Here is a 17,491-nt window from a genome sequence, read left to right as displayed (position 1 = left end):
ACACTCTCCTTATAAGTCGGAATGAATATGCCGCGTCAGGCGGCCTCTGTAGGAATGGAGTCCTGTGAACCGCCCCCCGACGCCCGCCGTTCGAGCGCAGGACGAATCCATACATTAACCACCGTGTTTAAAACGATCAGCATAACTACACCTACCAGCATCGGCTGGGTGACGACGCTCTGGATAGCCAGCGGCAAGCCGGCCGTGAGCTCGGCGGGCAAGTACATCGTCCCCAGCGAGATAATAAAGGAGGAGCCGGCGACGGCGAGATTCAGTTCATCCCACTTGACCTTGCTGACCATTTGAATCCCGCTGATGGCGATAATGCCGAACAAAATCGTGGAGGCCGCGGATAAAACGGCGCTGGGCAGGGAGGCGATAAACAAGCCGACTTTGGGAATGAGGCCTAAAATCACGGCCATGATGCCGGCGGTCATGGTGACATAGCGGCTGCCGATGCCCGAGACGCGGACGATGCCGATGTTTTCCGGGTAAGAGGTCGTGCCCAGCCCGCCAAAGACAGCGCCCAGGGTACAGCCGAGAAATTCACCGAACAAACCGCGGTTAACCCGGGTGCTGTCGAGCTCTTGGTTCCCCCATTTGGTCAGCAGGGTATACATGCCTACCGCCTCCGCGGAAGCCTGCAGGAAAGCCAGCAGCATGAGAATAACGACGGGGATGGAAACGCCGAAGCCAAACGGGAAAACTTCCGGCAAACGGAACCAGCCGGCCGTGGCTACCGCCGAGAAATCGACGCTGCCGAACACTGCGAAAAACAAGGTTCCGGCAATAATCCCCCACAGGAGTGCGCCCCGGCGCAGGATCGTGTTGCCGCCAAAAATCATAAGGGCGAGCACGCAGACGACCGTGACGATGGAAGCGGCGAAATTGACGCCTATATTCGCGCTGCCGAACCAATTTTTAAGGCCGATATCGGCGAGCTGCGCACCGATGATGATCAGCAGCGTGCCATAAACGATCGGCGGGGCGATGAATTTGTTGATATGGCCGATTAGGCCGAATTTGCGGATCGGAAGGGCCAGAAGCATAAAAATGACGCCCGCCACCGCCATCGATCCGAAGGCCGTTCCCAATCCGACGCTGGCGCTTGCGGAAAGCACGGCCACGAAAAACGCGGCGGTCGGCCCTTGCACGACGGGGAGCCGCAGCATTTTTCCCGATTGCAGAATCGTCACGAGCCCGGTCGTCAAGAAACAAGCTTGAATCAAATAACCGATCGTTTGGAACTCCAGATGCAAAGCCTGGCCGATTAATACCGGGAAAAGAAAAATGCCCGTAAGCGCCAGCAGATGCTGAAAACCGTAGGTCAGGTTGGCGCCGGTGGAGAGCTTGTCCTCGATGCCGACGTGCAAAGTTTCGTTATTCTCGTGCTCATGATTCATAGCTGTTCACCCAAATTATATTTTCGAGCAGAGCATTCAACATATCATCGGATGTTTACAGTTAAAGAAGAGATCATCAGATGTTTAGAAATGGTAAACTTGAGAGCAAGGGAACACGTGAGCGATGGACCGCGTCGAGATTTTGGATGGCGGATTTTCTGGCTTCATCGCTATTTCCCGCTTCAATGGCGGCATAAACCGCATCATGGTAAACCGTGTTATCTTCGTACTGCCGTGTGTCCAGAAGCAATTGGCTGAGCATTTCCTTCAAGCTTTCGGCCACGACCTTATACATTTCCAGCAGCACTTCATTTTTGCCGGCCTGGGCTACCGCGATGTGAAAGGAAATATCCGCTTCAACGTATTCCGCGTACCGGCCCTTCTCCAAAGCTTCGTTCCGTTGATCCAGAAAAGAGCGCATCGCTTCAAGATCCGCATTCGTCCTTCTTAAGGCGGCCAGCCCGGTTACTTCGATTTCGAGAATCCTGCGCGCCTCAAGTATATGAGCGTAGTTCTTCGGAGTTAGGGTTTGGCTTACCGCGGCAAGTCCTGCGGAAGAGGCGCGAATATAGGTTCCGTCTCCTTGGCGCACTTCCAGCAGACCGGCATGCGTCAGCACCTTGACCGCCTCCCTGACGGTGGATCTTCCTACCGCGAGCAGCTTCATCAATTCGGGTTCCGGCGGCAGTTTGTCCCCGCTTTTGTAACGGCCTGACCGGATGAGCGTTTGCATTTGATCCAACACTTCATCGACCAATTTTCGCCGGGGTATGGCTTTGAATTCGGTGTAAGTAATGATGTGCCACCTCCTATTATGTTATATAATATCACACGAAATGAAATTTTTACTGCTCATTTTCATTTGTTGGTTCACATTATATGCGGAAAAATGTCGAAACACAAGAACTTTTTTGTATTTATGTCATATAACCTAACATAATATCCTTGACATGAACTCTAAAACGGGCGTATTCTTAATTACGATCCCACGATCAAACATCTGATGATCTACTCATTTTCATTATTTTTGAAAAATAGGAGCACCTATGAAAACTAAAATGGATAACCCGCCATGGGTTCACAACAATTACCCGCTGATCCGGTGGCTGTTATTTGGGGCCGCCTTGCTCATCCTGTCTTCCTTATATGTTACGGTCCCCCTTCTTCCCGTGTTTGCCGGTGCATTTCACGTCGGGACAAGTGAATCGGCTTTGGCGGGGAGCGCTTTTTCCTTGTTTTTTGCCGCCGGGTGTCTGGTCTATGGCCCTTTATCGAACCGGCTTGGCCGAAAAAGGGTAATCGTTGCGGGGCTTGGCGTTCTGGTTCTGGCCACCGCGTGTCTGGGGTTTGCGGGGAGCTTTGGAGGATTGATCGCGTTGCGATGTTTGCAGGGGGCGGCGGCCGCGACATTTTCGCCCGTGGCCTTAACTTATGCGGGAGAAGTTTTTCCCGTGGAGCAAAGAGTGACGGCTATAGGATTTATTAGCTCGGGCTTTTTAATGGCGGGGATCTTTGGGCAGGTCTGGGCGAGCTCGCTTGCCGCGCTGCTGGAATGGCCTTGGGTGTTTAGGCTGCTGGCGGCAGGTTATGCTGCGCTATTATGCCTTGTGATCGTGTGGCTGCCGCCGGTTCCGGCGGAACAGGCGCGGCAGGGCCGGGTTGGGCAGGATCGCCGCTGGTACGCGGTGCTGTCAAATCGAAATCTTTTGTTATGTTATGGCATTACCGTGACGATTCTGCTCTGCTTTGTGGGCATGTACAGCGCGATGGGCGCCTTGCTCGGCCAACCGCCGTATTCGCTGAGCGAGATGGAGGTTCTGGGCGTGCGCTCGCTGGGCATGATCGGGATGTTTCTTTCCTTCTTTGCCGGGCGAATATGCCGAAAATGGGGCATGCTGCCTGTGCTCCGCACCGGACTCGTTTGCTCGATCGCGGCATTGGTGATGATGTCTTTTGTTCAGTCGGCGGTAGTTTATGCCGTAATGAGCATCCTGTTTGTGGCCGGCATTGCCGTGATCGTGCCTGCGCTGATTTCGCTGATCGGGGAAATCGGGAGCGGGAACAGAGGGGTTGCGACATCCTTGTATACTTTTGTTTTATTCGCTGGAGCGAGTGCGGGTCCGATTCTTACGGCCAATTTGTTGGGGATGAATCACGCTTCTTTACCTTTTCAAGTGTTTGCCGGCCTTCTTTCGCTCGCCTTGTTGTGTTCGGCATTGATTCGCAAGGGACAGGGGATACAGGAGAGAAAGGATCACTCCTAGTCCTCATAAACTACCCTGCCGATAAAGCGCACGGAATACTGGCTGTTTTGGACAACCGGAACCGTTCCGTCGTAGCTATAATCGTACAATAATATGACGGCGTTCATGCCCTCGAGCTCCGGCGGTTCCGGCCAGCCTGATGCTTCAAATTGGGAGATTAATTGGTCGTCATACGAGCAGCCTTCCAGCCAGTTCGCACAATTGCTTTGATCCGTCTCTACCAGGAAAGCCTCGCGGAAGTCTTCGTCAAAAGACTCCATTCTGAAATCCCGGCAAATTTGCGGATCGCGCTGCTTGGCTTCATCGGAATAATCAAACCGAAGATACTCGTCCAGGGCTTCCTCCGAAGCGAATCGGCCGATCCAAAGCGATACTTGGTCCGGGTATGGACCGGAAGCGGGACGAAGTTCCTTGTCGTCTGCGTTATGGGGCATCTCGGGCTTAACCTCCATATTGTTCATATGTTTTCTTCATCATAACCTGGAACGCCGCAAGATGAAAACGGGTTGGCGCATTCTTGCTTTTAACCGCTGGAGTTGATACAATAAATGTCTGGTAAACACTGCCCCGCGGGGCTTCAGAAGGAGGATGAACATGGGCAAGAAAAATGATGGCAAGGTACTGGCGCAAAACAAAAAAGCTTCCCATGATTATTTCATCGAAGATACCTATGAAGCGGGCATGGTCCTCACCGGGACGGAAATCAAGTCGGTTCGTAACGGCCGGGTGAATATCGGGGACGCGTTTGCAACGATCCGAAACGGCGAGATCCATATTCACAACATGCACATCAGCCCGTTCGAGCAGGGCAACCGGTTTAATCCGACCGATCCGACACGGACGCGCAAGCTGCTGATGCACAAAGCGCAAATCAGCAAGCTGCTCGGCTTGTCCAAGCAGGAAGGCTATACGATCGTGCCGCTGAAGATATACATCCGCAACGGCTACGCCAAGCTGCTCCTGGGCCTGGGCAAAGGGAAGAAGCAATACGACAAGCGCGATTCCGCCGCCAAACGCGACGCCCAGCGCGATATCCAACGCGCGTTGCGGGAGAAGCAGAAAGTGGCTCGTTAGTAACCTTATAAATGATGATAACCTCAGATTTAACCATGGATTTATGGTTAGTCTGAGGTTTTTTGGTTATATCCAGAAATCTAACGGTTGTATTAGTCGTTATTTTGCCCAAAAAGCCCCTTTCTAAATTTTAACGGTTGTGAGCGCTGTTATCTGCTCTAATTCGAGCCCAAATAGCCGGGTTTTAGCTAAATAAGCGCTATGGCAACCGTTGGAAATTGAAAACGGCGATATTGGAGCGAATAGCGGCTGCGGCGACCGTTAGAACCTGATGGGGAGAAAATGTATCTTGTCGGATTAAATGTAACGCTAGTGCCGTTTGGCTGGGAAATAACCGGGAAATGGGCGGATATGGTCGCTGGTGTTCGTTAGAGAAGCGTCCACTGATCGGAAAGAGCCGAAGTCCTCGGTGCTTCGGCCACTTGCCTTTGCCCCGGAACAGTTTTAATACCCATGCAAACGGAACAATGATCAAAAATCAGAATTTCTTGAGAAGGACCGCTATGATGGAGCAATCCTGCTTTTTTGGCCACGGCCAGGCCCGCGCCGCCAAGAATGAGGCCGGTTAACCCTGCGGAAGGCTTTTTGCCGGTAGCCGGGTCATAATCGTTGTACGTTTGTCCTGCATTGACAGTCAATACCGGCAGGGTTTCCGCTTCCATGACTTTACGGTCGGCGTTCAAATTTGCCGGATCGGACACGAGAATGCTGTTTAGCAGAACGGGCTACCCAAGAATCTCGTGGCTTTAGCCATGAGAGGTTCAATATATCCTGTCCCTGGTGATCCTGGAGCAGCAACGCCTACAAGTCCCTCCGTTTGTTTTTTACTCCTTTATATCGGGTGTATTTCCAAAATTATCAGCATAATGCACCTCTGTTTATGATGGGGGGATGGAGCTTGCTTTCCTTACGGTGAATTGGTACAATAAAATTCCCTAACTTAGTTGAGTTTCCAGCAACCCACAAGTCATTTAGTGCTCAAAATGTGCTATACTAAGTTCGTAACATAAAATGTAGTTCGTATCACAACAGTGTGATTACAGTACTCCATGCTCAGCCGTTTAATTCAAAATTCGGGGGCGTTTTTTGGATTCGACGGGGGTAGATCGAGCATGGGTAGCGGGTAGTGGGGAGCGTCCGCTTTATCAACGCTAACGCCAAATTTAAACGGCAAAGCTAAACAACCAACTCTGGCTCTGGCCGCCTAATAACGGCCTCCAGGCTTCTACCCTGCATCGCCCATGTGCCGGGATAGAAGCTCAACCTATAGTGGGATACGCTGTCTAGTCTCCGCCTGCGGCTAGCTGAAGAAGACAAACAGGCTGACCCGAAGAGAATCCGGTGACGGGGAGTCTCTAGGGTGACATCAAAACTGTCACTACACCCGTAGAAGCCTATGTGGCGTTGCCTTCGGACAGGGGTTCGACTCCCCTCGCCTCCATAATTAGCATGAGAAAAAGCGACCGTGATTGGTCGCTTTTTTGCATCCTCATATAAATTACGCAATGAAGATTACTCATGGTTCAGGTAGTGACTTATAAATTTGGGACGAGAGAAAGGCAAAATATTGAAAAAAATGAAACTCAGGAACCAAAAAACTCGTAATATGTGGTAATATGTAGAAAAGGGGGAGTAGATTTTGAGAAAGACTAGTTTGGGAGTATTACTTTTGGCACTGTTATTACTGGTTACTGCATGTGGAGGTGCTGCGTCTACATCATCAGGAACGCAGAATGCCAATACTTCCGTAAAGGATCAAGGCACTGCAGAGAACGTAAATAATGAGCAAAAAGGTGAGGCTGATACAGCAGAACCGGCTAAGGAGCCTGAAAAGCCGGAAGAGGTTGCTTACAAAGTAGGGGACAAGTTCAAATTGAGCAATTGGGAAGTTGTGCTGGACTCCTTTGAGTTCAATCAAAAAGTCAGTGATGAATACTTTTCTTCTAGTGCGGATGAGGGCAATAAGTTTTTAATTTTAAATTATACGGTTTCCAATGAAGGAACGGAAGCAGACAACTTTACGTCAATGATTGGCGGAGTTGAGATGAAGGCGATATTTAAGGACAAATATGAATATAAATATACGATCACGATGATAGATAAAGACCTTAGCAATGAAAGTATTAAGCCATTATCTTCAAAAACCGGATTTGTTGTAATGGAAGTTCCTGACGAAGTAGCTAAATCAAAAGATGGTTTGATTTTAAAGCTGGCAAAAGATAAGGACAAGGCCACTATTAATTTAAGATAGCCGAAGTTGCTACTATCTATGAAAGAAACCGCAAGCGTAAGGGATTTCTCCCCGGGGCTTGCGGTTTTTTTTTGGAGTTAACCATCGCTTCAAAGGAACTTGCCTCCCTCTTTCGTTCGCTAGTGAAGAACCTATACAGAGAATATCCCCCAGCCCTAGCCTAAAGTCCAGGTTCAAACACCCCCCTAAGACGGTTATGCCGGGTAAATAAGGCAGTTATAATGGATTTATAACTCAGAGCGTGACTTATGAAGCCAAAGGAGTGTTTGAATTGAAGGCAGTAGAAGCGACGACAATGGCGCGGGCGGGTAAGGTGAATTGGGTGCTTTTTAATCCTAAAACCTATGCAACGATCCTCTATTTATTGCTCTCGCTCCCGTTAGGGATAATCTATTTGACACTAGCGATCACGGGGCTTGCCTTATCCATTGGTTTGACTCCGATATTTATCGGGATACCGCTGTTTTTTGGAGTGGCTAAGCTGTTAAATGGGATTGTAAATTTTGAACAAGGCCTAATTCGACATATTTTAGGTTTACCGGTCCCTCCTGTTTCGGTTCCAAACCAACTACAGCCTGAAGTTGGGCAGAATTGGTTGAAGCGAATGGTGAAGGGGTTTGACGGTGGACAATTCATTAGAAATCTGATGCTCGTATTACTTAGATTTATAACAGGCATTGTTTTCTTCGTTGTGATGGTGACGGCAATTGCACTAGGACTCGGATTTATTGCGCTTCCCGTTGTGCATATCATTTTGATGAATGAGATGCAGCTGGATATTCTAGAGAATAACTTGTTCCGTTATTTTCATGTCGATTGGACTTATAGTCAGCAATATCTGCTATACGTAGGCGTTGGTCTTGTACTATTTTGGATCGCGCTTCGCGTTGTGAATGGGCTCATGCAAATTCAGCGTAGAATCATGTATGTGGACGAGTCCTATCAGCCGCCGTCAATGCCAGTTGAAGCACAATTCCATGCACCCGTTCAGTCCGATTATGATGGGTACCAAGGAAATCAGCCGGCGCAAGAGAAGATGTGGCTCGCATAAAAGAGAGCTTTAGGAGCTAGTAATAAGACTCGGCAGTTATAGGTTTCTCCATTTTGGTTAACAATCTCAATATGGATGGATGTGAACTTGGATATCCTACTTGCTTGCGGTAAGTGACGGTTATTTTTGATGTGGTATAATCGTATGTAGTTCCGAAAGTGTGTGATGGCATTATTGACTAATCTATCGCAATTAAGCTACATCATGTCAATACTTCGCGAGAAAGCGCGGGAGCTAGATTTGAAGCCATAGGTGGGGCAAAGGTCCAAAGCAACCGCTTCGTTTCTCGAAGTCCGGCGACCCGAAAGTTGAGCGGCACTACGCCACCCATTATGTGGCGAGCAAGCACAAAATGCCGCCGCAGTTGCCGACAGTTCCAGAGAGCCTTCAGCAAAATGGCGCTTTATGATGAGAAAGGGAGATGTTTATGTTCCATCCTGAACAAGTAAAGAGTTATATCCTGCATCCGGAGCATATTGTAAGCAATACCGCTCTTCGATATTTTGAAGACAGCTTTTTATATGAAAATGATACTGCTTTAATGCCGCTTTTGTTAGAAAAACTGAAGCAATCTAAGCAGGCCAAAATTCATTTGTTCCGAGGATATAAGTTCCCGCAAACCGAAGAGACGATCCGCGAGTTGCTGGCTTTGTGTCAGTCACCGGCATACGATAATAATACGAAATTCCACTTGAAGAATATGTTGTATCATAGCGATCCCCAGTTGTTGGACCCCTTTGTGGAGTTCATCGAGAAAGATCCGGTTTGGAAAAAACGGGTGCAGCAAAAGCGCAATCTTTCGATTATGGACGATCAGGAACTAGTAAGTGCCTTCCAATTGTTTATTGAGCAATCCGCCGATAAATATATAAATGAGCTCGATACAACGTATGGTGACGAAATCGTGAATGAGCTGTCTCGCCGAAAGTGTATCGACCCCGATACCGTACTGCAGAAGCTGGATGCTTATAATCCGGATGACTTAAGTTATGAAACCTCCTTTTTTGCTCAGCTGGCAGGTGCAATGAAGCTGGAAGCGGCCATTCCTTTGCTGTGCGGCTTATTGGGAGCGAAGGATGAATGGCTTCCGGAAAAGGCCATAGAGGCGCTTGTACATATCGGTACAACCTCGGTTGTGACGACGCTGGCCGACCGGTATTTTGCTGCTAACGGGGAATATTTCCGGTTGTATGCTTCCGATGTGTTCGGTAGAATCAAGCTGCCCGCCTCGGAAGAGGCATTGTTAACGCTGCTGCCGGAAGAACAGAATCTTACCTTTGCGACCAGGTTGGCGGATGGTCTATGCGAGCTAGGATCAAGCAAGGGCCTTCCGTTGGTCCAGGCGATGGTGGAAGAAGGTTACGACCGGGGACTAATGAGCCTTACGGAGTCGATTTATGGTTACTGCGTAATCTCAAACACGCCGCATCCTTCATTACCGCAATGGAAGAAGGAGCTTGATATGGAAGAAGCGCGGCAGGCCAGGCGTCAGCAGGAACTGGAGCGAATGTTCGCCATCCCCGGACTCCAAGGTGGTCTGAACACACCTTATACTAACCCGAATAAAGTAGGACGCAACGATCCTTGTCCTTGCGGAAGCGGGAAGAAATACAAGAAATGCTGCGGCGCGTAGGCGGATACAATAGAACCTATGGAGATGCGAATTGGAGGGAACATCCAAGTAAAATAGTTCCCTGTGGCGAATTATGGCTTTGCTAAGCCACGGTTTCTTCACTTTCATATGCAGTAACAGAAAAGCGACCTTAACAGGTCGCTATTTTCTGTCTAAAAACATGTAAATGACACAATTCTTCTTAGATCGACTCCAGTAAACACCCATGTTCGACCGGTCCATCTAAAACCTGCAACGGATGTACGCCCTACAAAGGTTGGGAAGAACCAGAACGCGTTCCCATTTCTCAGCCATACAAATGTGTTGCGGAATAAACAACCGGCAATAGCTCCGGGGTCGATGGCGAACGCTGCAGCCGCGGGTTGCGGTGGTATGAATTGTGGAGGAGGGGAGGAGGGTGGCCGCTGTGTTCCTTGGGGTCCAAAAGGCGGTGTAAATGCCATAAGATTTCACTCCTTAATTAGAGGGTTAGGCTTGATCAGGCCTATAATAATGAAATGGCGAGTAAATTGAACAGCACTAGGGGTAAAACGAAATCATTATAGAAGCCAGGAACAAAACCTCGACTAGTCTCATGGCCGGGTAGTCTTAAGTAAAGAATTCCCCTTTCGCATCGGATAAGTAACCCTTCAAAAACATCGCCATCTACGGTCTCCACTCGAACAAGGGCATTAACATGGTTGTTACATATATTTGCTATATGATCTTGAATGGATTTTAAGTTATGCATAGTGGTTGGATCCATTCGATACAGTGTTTGTTCTTGTTGCCCCTGCTGTTGCAAGTTCATGGTCGTGACCTCCATTTTAAGTTCATTCATTTTCTCCATTGTATGCAGAAGCCTATAGGGGAGTGACTTTGAAGCCCAGTTGGTACCCGTTATAGCTAATAGCTATAGCTAGTTATGACTTTTGAGTGTTACGTAGGAACCCCCCTTCCATGCTACAATCAAAGCATTACGATTTAACATGAGACAGATCGGGGAGGTTTTTTGAATGAGCAGTAAATTCCATATCGTAGGTAGCTTGTTGCGACCGTCTGAACTATTAAAATATAAAACGCAAATAGAACATCGTGATGATATCAGCTATCCATTTTATCAAGATTTTGAGGGCTATGAGCAGTGTGAAACGGAGGCAATTCAGGCTGTAGTCGAAAAAGAAATCGAGCATGATTTGTCAGTTATTACTGATGGTGAATATTCCAAATCCATGTGGCATCTGGATTTCGTTTGGGGATTTCAAGGAATTAACCGCTATATTGCGGATCATGGATATTTTTTCCGTGACGTTGATGGAAGTTCGAAATATGAGACGCGAAAGGATATTGGTTTGCGCATTACAGGCGAATTGAGCGGAAAGAACCATCATTTCATTGGAATATTCAAAAAACTCCAAGCTCTTGCTGGCGACCGTGAAACGAAGCTGTGCGTACCTTCTCCATCACATATTTTTGGTGAGTTGTCATGGTCGGATAACATTGGCGGCAAAGATGCGGTTTATAAAAATAGACATGAGCTTAAAAACGGCCTCGTCAAGGCATATAAGGAATTTGTTGAGGAATTTGCTGCTGCTGGCGGGAAAATTCTGCAATTTGACGATTGCTTATGGGAGCTGTTTGCGGATGACAACCCGAATTCTCCGTATACCGGTGAAAATATTAATCAAGAGGAAGTACAAGCTCTTGCTACCGAATTTATTGACATTAACAATACATTGATTGATTTTGGTCATCGTTTAGGTTTGAAAATGTGGACGCACAATTGCCGTGGCAACTATGATTCCCGTAATATGGGGGGCGGCTCCTATGTGAAGATTGCTAATCTGTTCTTGAAGCAGCTTAAATATGACCGTTTCTTCCTTGAATGGGATGATGAACGTGCAGGATCACTTGAGGCGCTTAAAGTCTTCAAGGATAAGCCGGAAACAGAAATTGTACTTGGCTTGTTGTCATCTAAAACGAATACGCTTGACGATGAGGAGCGTGTATTCAGATTGCTTGATGAGGCATCGAGCATTATTGACAAGGATAGATTGTTGCTATCCCATCAATGCGGATTTGCCTCTTGTGACGGGGGTAATGAATTAACCGAGGCTGAGCAGTGGGCGAAAATTAATCAAGGACAAAGAATTGCCCGGCAATATTGGAACAAATAATGTCGTCGCTGAACTGGATATATATATTCCAATAAAATAGGTGATGCAGTACAGTCCGTTCGAAGTGAAGGTTTTCGGGTGATATCAGAGCTGTCACTACACCCGTAGAAACCTGTGTGGTGTTATCTTCTGACTGGGGGTCGACTCCCAAGCGTCTTATCATTAAAAGCGTGAGTATCGTCAGTGCATCTTAGTGACGCTTTTGACGGTACTGACGCTTTTTTTGGTTAGCTGAATCATTATGGCAGTTTTATAAAAAGAAGCATTTTGCTGATAAACTCGAGGAATTAAAAGGACAACTATCAATTAATAATATAGATGATGATTTGAAATCAAAGGAGTTCCTTTATGGCAGAGTATACCAGGAATTATTGATAGAGTTTAATGAGATTGTAGTTGAATGCTTACACGAAAATTAGAAAACATCACATCGAAAACAACCTGCAATTGAAAAATTGAAATTGTTAGAAGATGAATCCTTCCAGTCAATAGTAACGACTAATTACGATGAAAATTTTAGAAAAGGAGATATTCATAGGGGCAGATATTGTTTTTCCTGGGCGGTACAAATATCTACCCGAGCGCGATCGCCCGTATTGCTTACCCATTCCTTGCTGACGGGCAAGCCTAGTCAAACCAGCGATAGGCCACGTTAAGTTAAACCTCTTGACTCAAGCTGACGTTCAGAACGAATGCCATACAGATAGCCGATAAACATCATTTCGAAGAGTATGATCGGATCGACCAAGGGGCGTCCGTTATCCTCGCAATAATAAGGCTTAACTTTTTCAAGAATAAAGGAAAAGTCGATGTTTTTATGGATCTTGCGAAGCAAATTATTTTGAGGTAAAAGTTCTTCTAAACAAACGAATAAGAAAATATATGTAAAAAAGTATATTAACAATTGGAATAAAAAGGGAGATGATTAACGAGATCTTAAATAAGAGAAATAATGAAAGTCAGACTAATTTTGGGAAGGGGGGGCTGTCTGGAATCACTGCGCATTATACTTCAATCACATGATTATATAAAGGGCTACATGAAATGGATTTTAGCGATTTTATTTATCGTAATGGTCAATGTAGTCTTGAATATCGTCCAGCCGATTTTATGGGGAAGTATGCTGGAATCGGTCATAAAGCTAGAGATCAATCAATTTGTATGGCTAATTTTCTGGTTGATGGCCTTGTATATTGTCGAGGCAATCGGTCTATATATTCAGTCCTATTTAAGCACTTCTGTGAATGAGAATTTAACCTATGCTATGAAAGAACGATTTTTTCTGAAAATAGCTAACTATCAAATGCGCCGTATCAATAAAATGGGTATCGGCGATGTGCTTTCTCATTTGGAAGGCGATGTTCAAGCGATTATTGACGTGTATACCAATCAATTATTAAATGTTGTAATCGGAGTATTTAAGGCGCTAATTATAGGGACAATTGCTTTTGCAATAAGTTGGCCGCTTGCCATCGTAATTGTCATCATGGTGCCTCTTAATTACATCATTATGAACAAATTCGGCGAGCTGTTAAAAGGGATTCAGATTAAACTGAGAGGAAATATGGATAACTACTATTCAAGTACACAGGAATACCTAATCGGTATTAAAAGTGTGAAGAGTCTTGGAGCCAAAACGTTTATTTCTGAAAAGTTTAAGGAACTTATACGCAATAATAAGTTTGTCGGAATCAGAATAGGCAAGCTTGCTGCGGCGTCTACAGGGCTGTCTGGATTTGTGAATTTTTTCACACAATTACTTGTTTTCTCGCTGGGTATGTATCTATTGGTTAATGGGCGTCTTACATTTCCTTTATTTGTGGCATTTTCCTCATATTCGGTTATATTGTCGGGGGCATTGCTGGAAATTACACAGATTAATCCGAAACTCCAGCAGGCGGTTGTTTCTATTCAGCGTATAAATAAAGTTCTTCATGATATGGAAGAGCATCAGGAGCACTGGGGTAAGCGCGATGTTGAGAACATACAAGGAAATGTAACGATTAGAGATGTATCGTTTGGCTTCGAGGAAGAGCTGCTGCATCAAATTCAGATGAAATTTTGTGCAAACCATAAATATGCCATTGTTGGATCAAGCGGATCCGGCAAATCGACCCTTTTTAACCTGCTGCTTAAAATATACGAAGTGGATTCAGGCCATATTTATATCGACGATATCAACATTAATGACATCAGGGAGGATAGTTTTAGGAACATCATAAGTGTTGTAGAGCAGGAACCTACTATGTTTCATATGTCTATCAGAGAAAATATCATTATGGAAAGAAAGAATACGACATTCGACGAAATTCGAAATGCTGCTCTTAAGGCCAATATTGATGAGGAGATTCTGAATATGCCCGAAGGTTACGACACAATTATCAATGGTAGAGGGGACAACTTGTCGGTTGGTCAAAAGCAAAGGATTGCTCTGGCCCGAATATTGCTGAAGAATCCCAGAATCATTCTTTTCGACGAAGTTACTTCAGCATTGGACAACATCTCGCAGGAACTGGTTAATGAAACTATTAATAATCTGAGGAAGGATCACACTATTATTGTGATTTCCCATAAAATTTCCAACATAATAGACAGTGATGAAATCTATGTAATGAACAACGGAAGGATCATAGGGAATGGTACTCATAGCCAATTGCTAACACGATGTGAGCACTACAGGGATTTATTTGAGAAAGAAATGAGAGTTGCGATGGAAAGTTATTTATAAGTGCAGAAATGCACTTTATAAATAAAATTTTTTTCAGGAAGGAGGAACTACGATGACAAAGTTGGTTAGAAAAAACTATAACCAGGAGCAATCTCTTCACGGCTATTACATAGCCTGTACTTGCCTGTGTGCTGTATGTACATGCAAAGTTGTTAATGCCTTGAGCGTTGGCTCCAACAGTTCGAGCAATGGCTTGAACGTAAGTAATGCTACATCTACGGCGCAACACAGTCCTTCTTGCTAATTTAATATCGGCAACTGCACATAAGCTGCAGGGGAGACAATCTTCCCTGTAGCTTATCATCAATCTAACCAGTAGAGGGTGGGAACATGGGAGCCTCCAATATTCATCTTTTTGAGTATCTTGAGAACAAGTACGTATATGATGTCAACAAAAGCGCCATTTTGCTGATTTCAGATGAGGCACATTTCCAACTAGAGCATGAGCAATCATGCGATGAGGAAGCTGCCGACTTGGAGGAAATTAAGCGGCTCCGACAAAAGGGGTATTTGTCGCCAAATAGGCCAAAGGCTATTAAACATCCTAAGACTTCGATGGTAGAGCATTTGTTGGACCGTAATCTTCAAAGATTATGTTTACAGGTTACCCAAAGCTGTAATTTCAGATGCAGCTATTGTGTATACTCGGATATATATACGCATAGATCACATACAGTTCAGAAAATGGACTGGGAGACCGCCAAAAAATCAATGGATTTCTTAATCGAACACTCTCAGGATTCTTTAAGCATTGGACTGGGATTCTATGGCGGTGAGCCTTTACTTCAATACGAACTTATAAAAAAATGTATGGACTACATGGCAGCAAATGTTAACGGAAAGATGCTTTCCTTTAACCTGACGACAAATGCAAGCCTGTTGAACGAGGAGATGGTTCAACAATTCTTAAAATACAATACAAAGATTACAATTAGTCTGGATGGGCCTCAAGAGATTCAAGATGCGAACAGAACCTTTGCGAATGGAAAGGGTACTTATGATATTGTAACCGGGCGAATCCGCAACTTGTGTAAGAAGTATCCTAGTCTCAAAGAAAATCTTAACTATTCAATGGTTTTTGATCCTCAAAATAGCTTTTCCTGTATCGATAATTTTGTAAATTACGATGAGGAGTTATTTGACGGTACTTCGGTTATGGGTAGTATGGTAACCGGCTATTATCGCAAGGACAACTTGAAATATACAGAGGATTTTTTATCCGAATGGGAGTACTCAAAATTTACATATATGCTTCACTTAATCGGCAAGCTTTCAGAGAAGTATGACTCTAAAATTATGAAGATGCCCTTCTTGGATATCATATCCATTATGAAAACAACACGCGAGAAGTTCTCTCCATTAGGAGATACCGAGCATCACTCGGGCCCTTGTGTGCCGGGGCAGCTACGACTATTCGTCAATGCCAAAGGTGAGTTTTATCCATGCGAGAAGGTCAGCGAAAATTCCAAAGTAATGAACATCGGTAGTCTCGACAGAGGATTCGATTACGAAAAGGTTAAACAGTTACTGAATGTAGGGCAGTTGACAGAGAAGGAATGCAAGGATTGCTTTGCAATACGAAATTGTGGGTTATGCGCAATGACAGCAGATACAGGGGAGGACGAAGAAAATACCTTGTCCAGAGAACTGAAGCTCAGCGCATGCCGGAACATGCGAGCGCAGTTTGAAGATAAGCTGAAAGACATTTGCGCATTGAAACGCTGCGGATTCAATCTAGAACAGTTTCAGGTTCAGGGAGGTAAATATGCAGCTCGATAATTCAATCCTGATCTATCCTTTTAACGCTGAGGCAATGCCTTTAATAAGAAGCAAAAAGTTTGCTGCGTCTTACAAGCGGGTGATATTGTGCGCACTGAAGGGCTCCGGCTTTAATGGAAAAGATGCGAGTGAGGTTGATGGCGGAGAAACGGTCGGTATCCAGGTTAGGGAAGACTTGATAGAGTGTTTGGACGAATGCTCCACTGTTTTGTTTATTGAGTCCCAGTATATTCAGTCTGATGATGAGGACTTTAAACAGATTGCTAATCAAGCTGCTCTTAGAGGAAAGACTGTAATTAATAATCGCGGCGGTTATCAGGGCACATCCAGGGCCTATCGGGTGGATAATGTGCAGGATGCGTACGGACTTTTTGGCAACGTGACGATCGATATAAGCAAAGACATCAAGTACGAATTCAATTACGGAGACTTGCTTCAAAGCGAAGGGCTCGTCGATATTACAACTCCTATCATCACTGTGGTGGGGACGGGCAAAAATACAAACAAACTGGCGTTACAAATATCAATAATAGAGGAGCTCGAACAACAAGGATACAAAGTGAGCTGGATCGGATCCAATAAAATGTGCGAGCTTTTGGGAGAACGCTCTTTTCCGTCTTTTATGTTCGAAGATGGAATAACTGATACGGAAAAGGTGTTGCTGTTTAATCGCTTTGTGAAGAGCGTGGAAATGAGCGATCATGCGGATGTGATCTTGATTGGAGTACCTGGAGGCATAATGCCTTGTTCAAAAAATATACCAGGCGATTTTGGAATCTTATCTTATAAGGTATTTCAGGCGGTCTCTCCGGACTATTTAATCTTAAGTATTTTTTACGATGACTATCAAGATGAATTTTTCACCGAAATCAAATCGCACATCAAATATAAATTTAGCAGCGAGTTGAATATGATCCATATATGCAACCGTCGCATTGATTGGGACGAGGTACGGGTATTGAATCAAAATGTAATTCCTTATTACGTTATAGGAAGTCAAGCTGTAAACAATTTCATAAGAGACAAACAGGGAAAAGTACCGGTAGAACTGGTCAATATTATGCGAAAGAATGAAACAGCCGCAATCGTAGAAGATATTATTGCACGGCTCGCTGACGACGAGCCGAACTTGGTGTTCTAAGGAGTGAGTAT

At 45.4% G+C, this 17,491-nt stretch carries 14 protein-coding genes, 1 other RNA gene and 1 pseudogene; 10 read left to right on the top strand and 6 right to left on the bottom strand.

Features of this window, described 5'->3' with window-relative positions; all coding sequences use genetic code 11:
• Nucleotides 1-35: 35 nt before the first annotated feature.
• Nucleotides 36-1,403 carry a uracil-xanthine permease family protein gene (locus DYE26_RS21865; RefSeq protein ID WP_036627060.1) on the bottom strand — a complete coding sequence of 456 codons (1,368 nt, stop codon included), beginning with the start codon at nt 1,401-1,403 and terminating at the stop codon, nt 36-38.
• Nucleotides 1,404-1,479: 76 nt separating this feature from the next.
• Nucleotides 1,480-2,148 carry a FadR/GntR family transcriptional regulator gene (locus DYE26_RS21860; RefSeq protein WP_255310102.1) on the bottom strand — a complete coding sequence of 223 codons (669 nt, stop codon included), beginning with the start codon at nt 2,146-2,148 and terminating at the stop codon, nt 1,480-1,482.
• A gap of 301 nt (nt 2,149-2,449) precedes the next feature.
• On the opposite strand from DYE26_RS21860, the gene DYE26_RS21855 reads away from it, so the two are divergent.
• A complete protein-coding gene (locus tag DYE26_RS21855; protein WP_227872969.1) occupies nt 2,450-3,667 on the top strand; it encodes an MFS transporter in 1,218 nt (405 codons plus the stop codon).
• Here DYE26_RS21855 and DYE26_RS21850 read toward each other — a convergent pair.
• The gene (locus DYE26_RS21850) at nt 3,664-4,101 is read right to left on the bottom strand and encodes an immunity 22 family protein (RefSeq protein WP_051985789.1); all 438 of its coding nucleotides are present in this window, start codon (nt 4,099-4,101) and stop codon (nt 3,664-3,666) included. The two genes, DYE26_RS21855 and DYE26_RS21850, sit on opposite strands and share 4 nt — an antisense overlap.
• Before the next feature lie 160 nt (nt 4,102-4,261).
• Between DYE26_RS21850 and smpB the strand changes: the two genes are divergently transcribed.
• Nucleotides 4,262-4,741 (top strand): SsrA-binding protein SmpB, encoded by a 480-nt coding sequence (smpB, locus tag DYE26_RS21845; protein WP_036627059.1) that lies wholly within the window; start codon nt 4,262-4,264, stop codon nt 4,739-4,741.
• Between the two features lie 368 nt (nt 4,742-5,109).
• Here the strand turns inward: smpB and DYE26_RS21840 are convergent, their stop codons facing one another.
• Nucleotides 5,110-5,442, bottom strand: coding sequence for a DUF2167 domain-containing protein (locus tag DYE26_RS21840; RefSeq protein WP_036627058.1), 333 nt, complete (start codon nt 5,440-5,442; stop codon nt 5,110-5,112).
• A gap of 374 nt (nt 5,443-5,816) precedes the next feature.
• Between DYE26_RS21840 and ssrA the strand changes: the two genes are divergently transcribed.
• From ssrA to DYE26_RS21820, 4 genes are all read left to right on the top strand, one after another.
• Nucleotides 5,817-6,185, top strand: a transfer-messenger RNA (tmRNA) gene (gene ssrA / locus DYE26_RS21835).
• Between the two features lie 195 nt (nt 6,186-6,380).
• Nucleotides 6,381-6,992 carry a DUF4352 domain-containing protein gene (locus DYE26_RS21830; RefSeq protein ID WP_036627056.1) on the top strand — a complete coding sequence of 204 codons (612 nt, stop codon included), beginning with the start codon at nt 6,381-6,383 and terminating at the stop codon, nt 6,990-6,992.
• A gap of 271 nt (nt 6,993-7,263) precedes the next feature.
• Nucleotides 7,264-8,043: a sensor domain-containing protein gene (locus tag DYE26_RS21825; RefSeq protein ID WP_036627054.1), complete on the top strand. Its 780-nt coding sequence runs from the start codon at nt 7,264-7,266 to the stop codon at nt 8,041-8,043.
• Nucleotides 8,044-8,470: 427 nt separating this feature from the next.
• The gene (locus DYE26_RS21820; RefSeq protein WP_036627052.1) at nt 8,471-9,676 is read left to right on the top strand and encodes an SEC-C metal-binding domain-containing protein; all 1,206 of its coding nucleotides are present in this window, start codon (nt 8,471-8,473) and stop codon (nt 9,674-9,676) included.
• 484 nt (nt 9,677-10,160) lie between these two features.
• On the opposite strand, the gene DYE26_RS21810 is transcribed toward DYE26_RS21820, so the two are convergent.
• The gene (locus DYE26_RS21810) at nt 10,161-10,466 is read right to left on the bottom strand and encodes a hypothetical protein (RefSeq protein ID WP_036627050.1); all 306 of its coding nucleotides are present in this window, start codon (nt 10,464-10,466) and stop codon (nt 10,161-10,163) included.
• Nucleotides 10,467-10,671: 205 nt separating this feature from the next.
• On the opposite strand from DYE26_RS21810, the gene DYE26_RS21805 reads away from it, so the two are divergent.
• Nucleotides 10,672-11,832, top strand: coding sequence for a cobalamin-independent methionine synthase II family protein (locus DYE26_RS21805; RefSeq protein ID WP_036627049.1), 1,161 nt, complete (start codon nt 10,672-10,674; stop codon nt 11,830-11,832).
• 633 nt (nt 11,833-12,465) lie between these two features.
• On the opposite strand, the pseudogene DYE26_RS21800 reads toward DYE26_RS21805, so the two are convergent.
• Nucleotides 12,466-12,736, bottom strand: a pseudogene (locus DYE26_RS21800) (transposase); the annotation flags it as partial.
• 48 nt (nt 12,737-12,784) lie between these two features.
• Between DYE26_RS21800 and DYE26_RS21795 the strand changes: the two are divergent.
• From DYE26_RS21795 to DYE26_RS21785, 3 genes are all read left to right on the top strand, one after another.
• The gene (locus DYE26_RS21795; protein ID WP_036627047.1) at nt 12,785-14,560 is read left to right on the top strand and encodes an ABC transporter ATP-binding protein; all 1,776 of its coding nucleotides are present in this window, start codon (nt 12,785-12,787) and stop codon (nt 14,558-14,560) included.
• Nucleotides 14,561-14,890: 330 nt separating this feature from the next.
• Complete coding sequence (ccpM, locus tag DYE26_RS21790; protein WP_036627045.1) at nt 14,891-16,339, top strand: Cys-rich peptide radical SAM maturase CcpM; 1,449 nt, start codon at nt 14,891-14,893, stop codon at nt 16,337-16,339.
• The gene (locus DYE26_RS21785) at nt 16,326-17,480 is read left to right on the top strand and encodes a TIGR04066 family peptide maturation system protein (protein WP_036627042.1); all 1,155 of its coding nucleotides are present in this window, start codon (nt 16,326-16,328) and stop codon (nt 17,478-17,480) included. Before ccpM ends, DYE26_RS21785 begins: the two co-directional genes overlap by 14 nt.
• Nucleotides 17,481-17,491 lie beyond the last annotated feature (11 nt).

This window comes from Paenibacillus macerans, assembly GCF_900454495.1.
Lineage (GTDB): Bacteria > Bacillota > Bacilli > Paenibacillales > Paenibacillaceae > Fontibacillus > Fontibacillus macerans.
The sequence above is the reverse complement of the archived record's forward strand: the minus strand, read 5'-3'. Positions and strand labels throughout refer to the sequence as shown.

What these genes read in the sequence shown, in the direction of transcription:
- DYE26_RS21805 (WP_036627049.1), top strand. Translation starts at nt 10,672, where the DNA reads ATGAGCAGTAAATTCCATATCGTAGGTAGCTTGTTGCGACCGTCTGAA.
- ccpM (WP_036627045.1), top strand. Translation starts at nt 14,891, where the DNA reads ATGGGAGCCTCCAATATTCATCTTTTTGAGTATCTTGAGAACAAGTAC.
- DYE26_RS21855 (WP_227872969.1), top strand. Translation starts at nt 2,450, where the DNA reads ATGAAAACTAAAATGGATAACCCGCCATGGGTTCACAACAATTACCCG.
- DYE26_RS21820 (WP_036627052.1), top strand. Translation starts at nt 8,471, where the DNA reads ATGTTCCATCCTGAACAAGTAAAGAGTTATATCCTGCATCCGGAGCAT.
- smpB (WP_036627059.1), top strand. Translation starts at nt 4,262, where the DNA reads ATGGGCAAGAAAAATGATGGCAAGGTACTGGCGCAAAACAAAAAAGCT.
- DYE26_RS21865 (WP_036627060.1), bottom strand. Translation starts at nt 1,403, where the DNA reads ATGAATCATGAGCACGAGAATAACGAAACTTTGCACGTCGGCATCGAG.
- DYE26_RS21795 (WP_036627047.1), top strand. Translation starts at nt 12,785, where the DNA reads ATGAAAGTCAGACTAATTTTGGGAAGGGGGGGCTGTCTGGAATCACTG.
- DYE26_RS21785 (WP_036627042.1), top strand. Translation starts at nt 16,326, where the DNA reads ATGCAGCTCGATAATTCAATCCTGATCTATCCTTTTAACGCTGAGGCA.
- DYE26_RS21850 (WP_051985789.1), bottom strand. Translation starts at nt 4,101, where the DNA reads ATGCCCCATAACGCAGACGACAAGGAACTTCGTCCCGCTTCCGGTCCA.
- DYE26_RS21810 (WP_036627050.1), bottom strand. Translation starts at nt 10,466, where the DNA reads ATGAACTTGCAACAGCAGGGGCAACAAGAACAAACACTGTATCGAATG.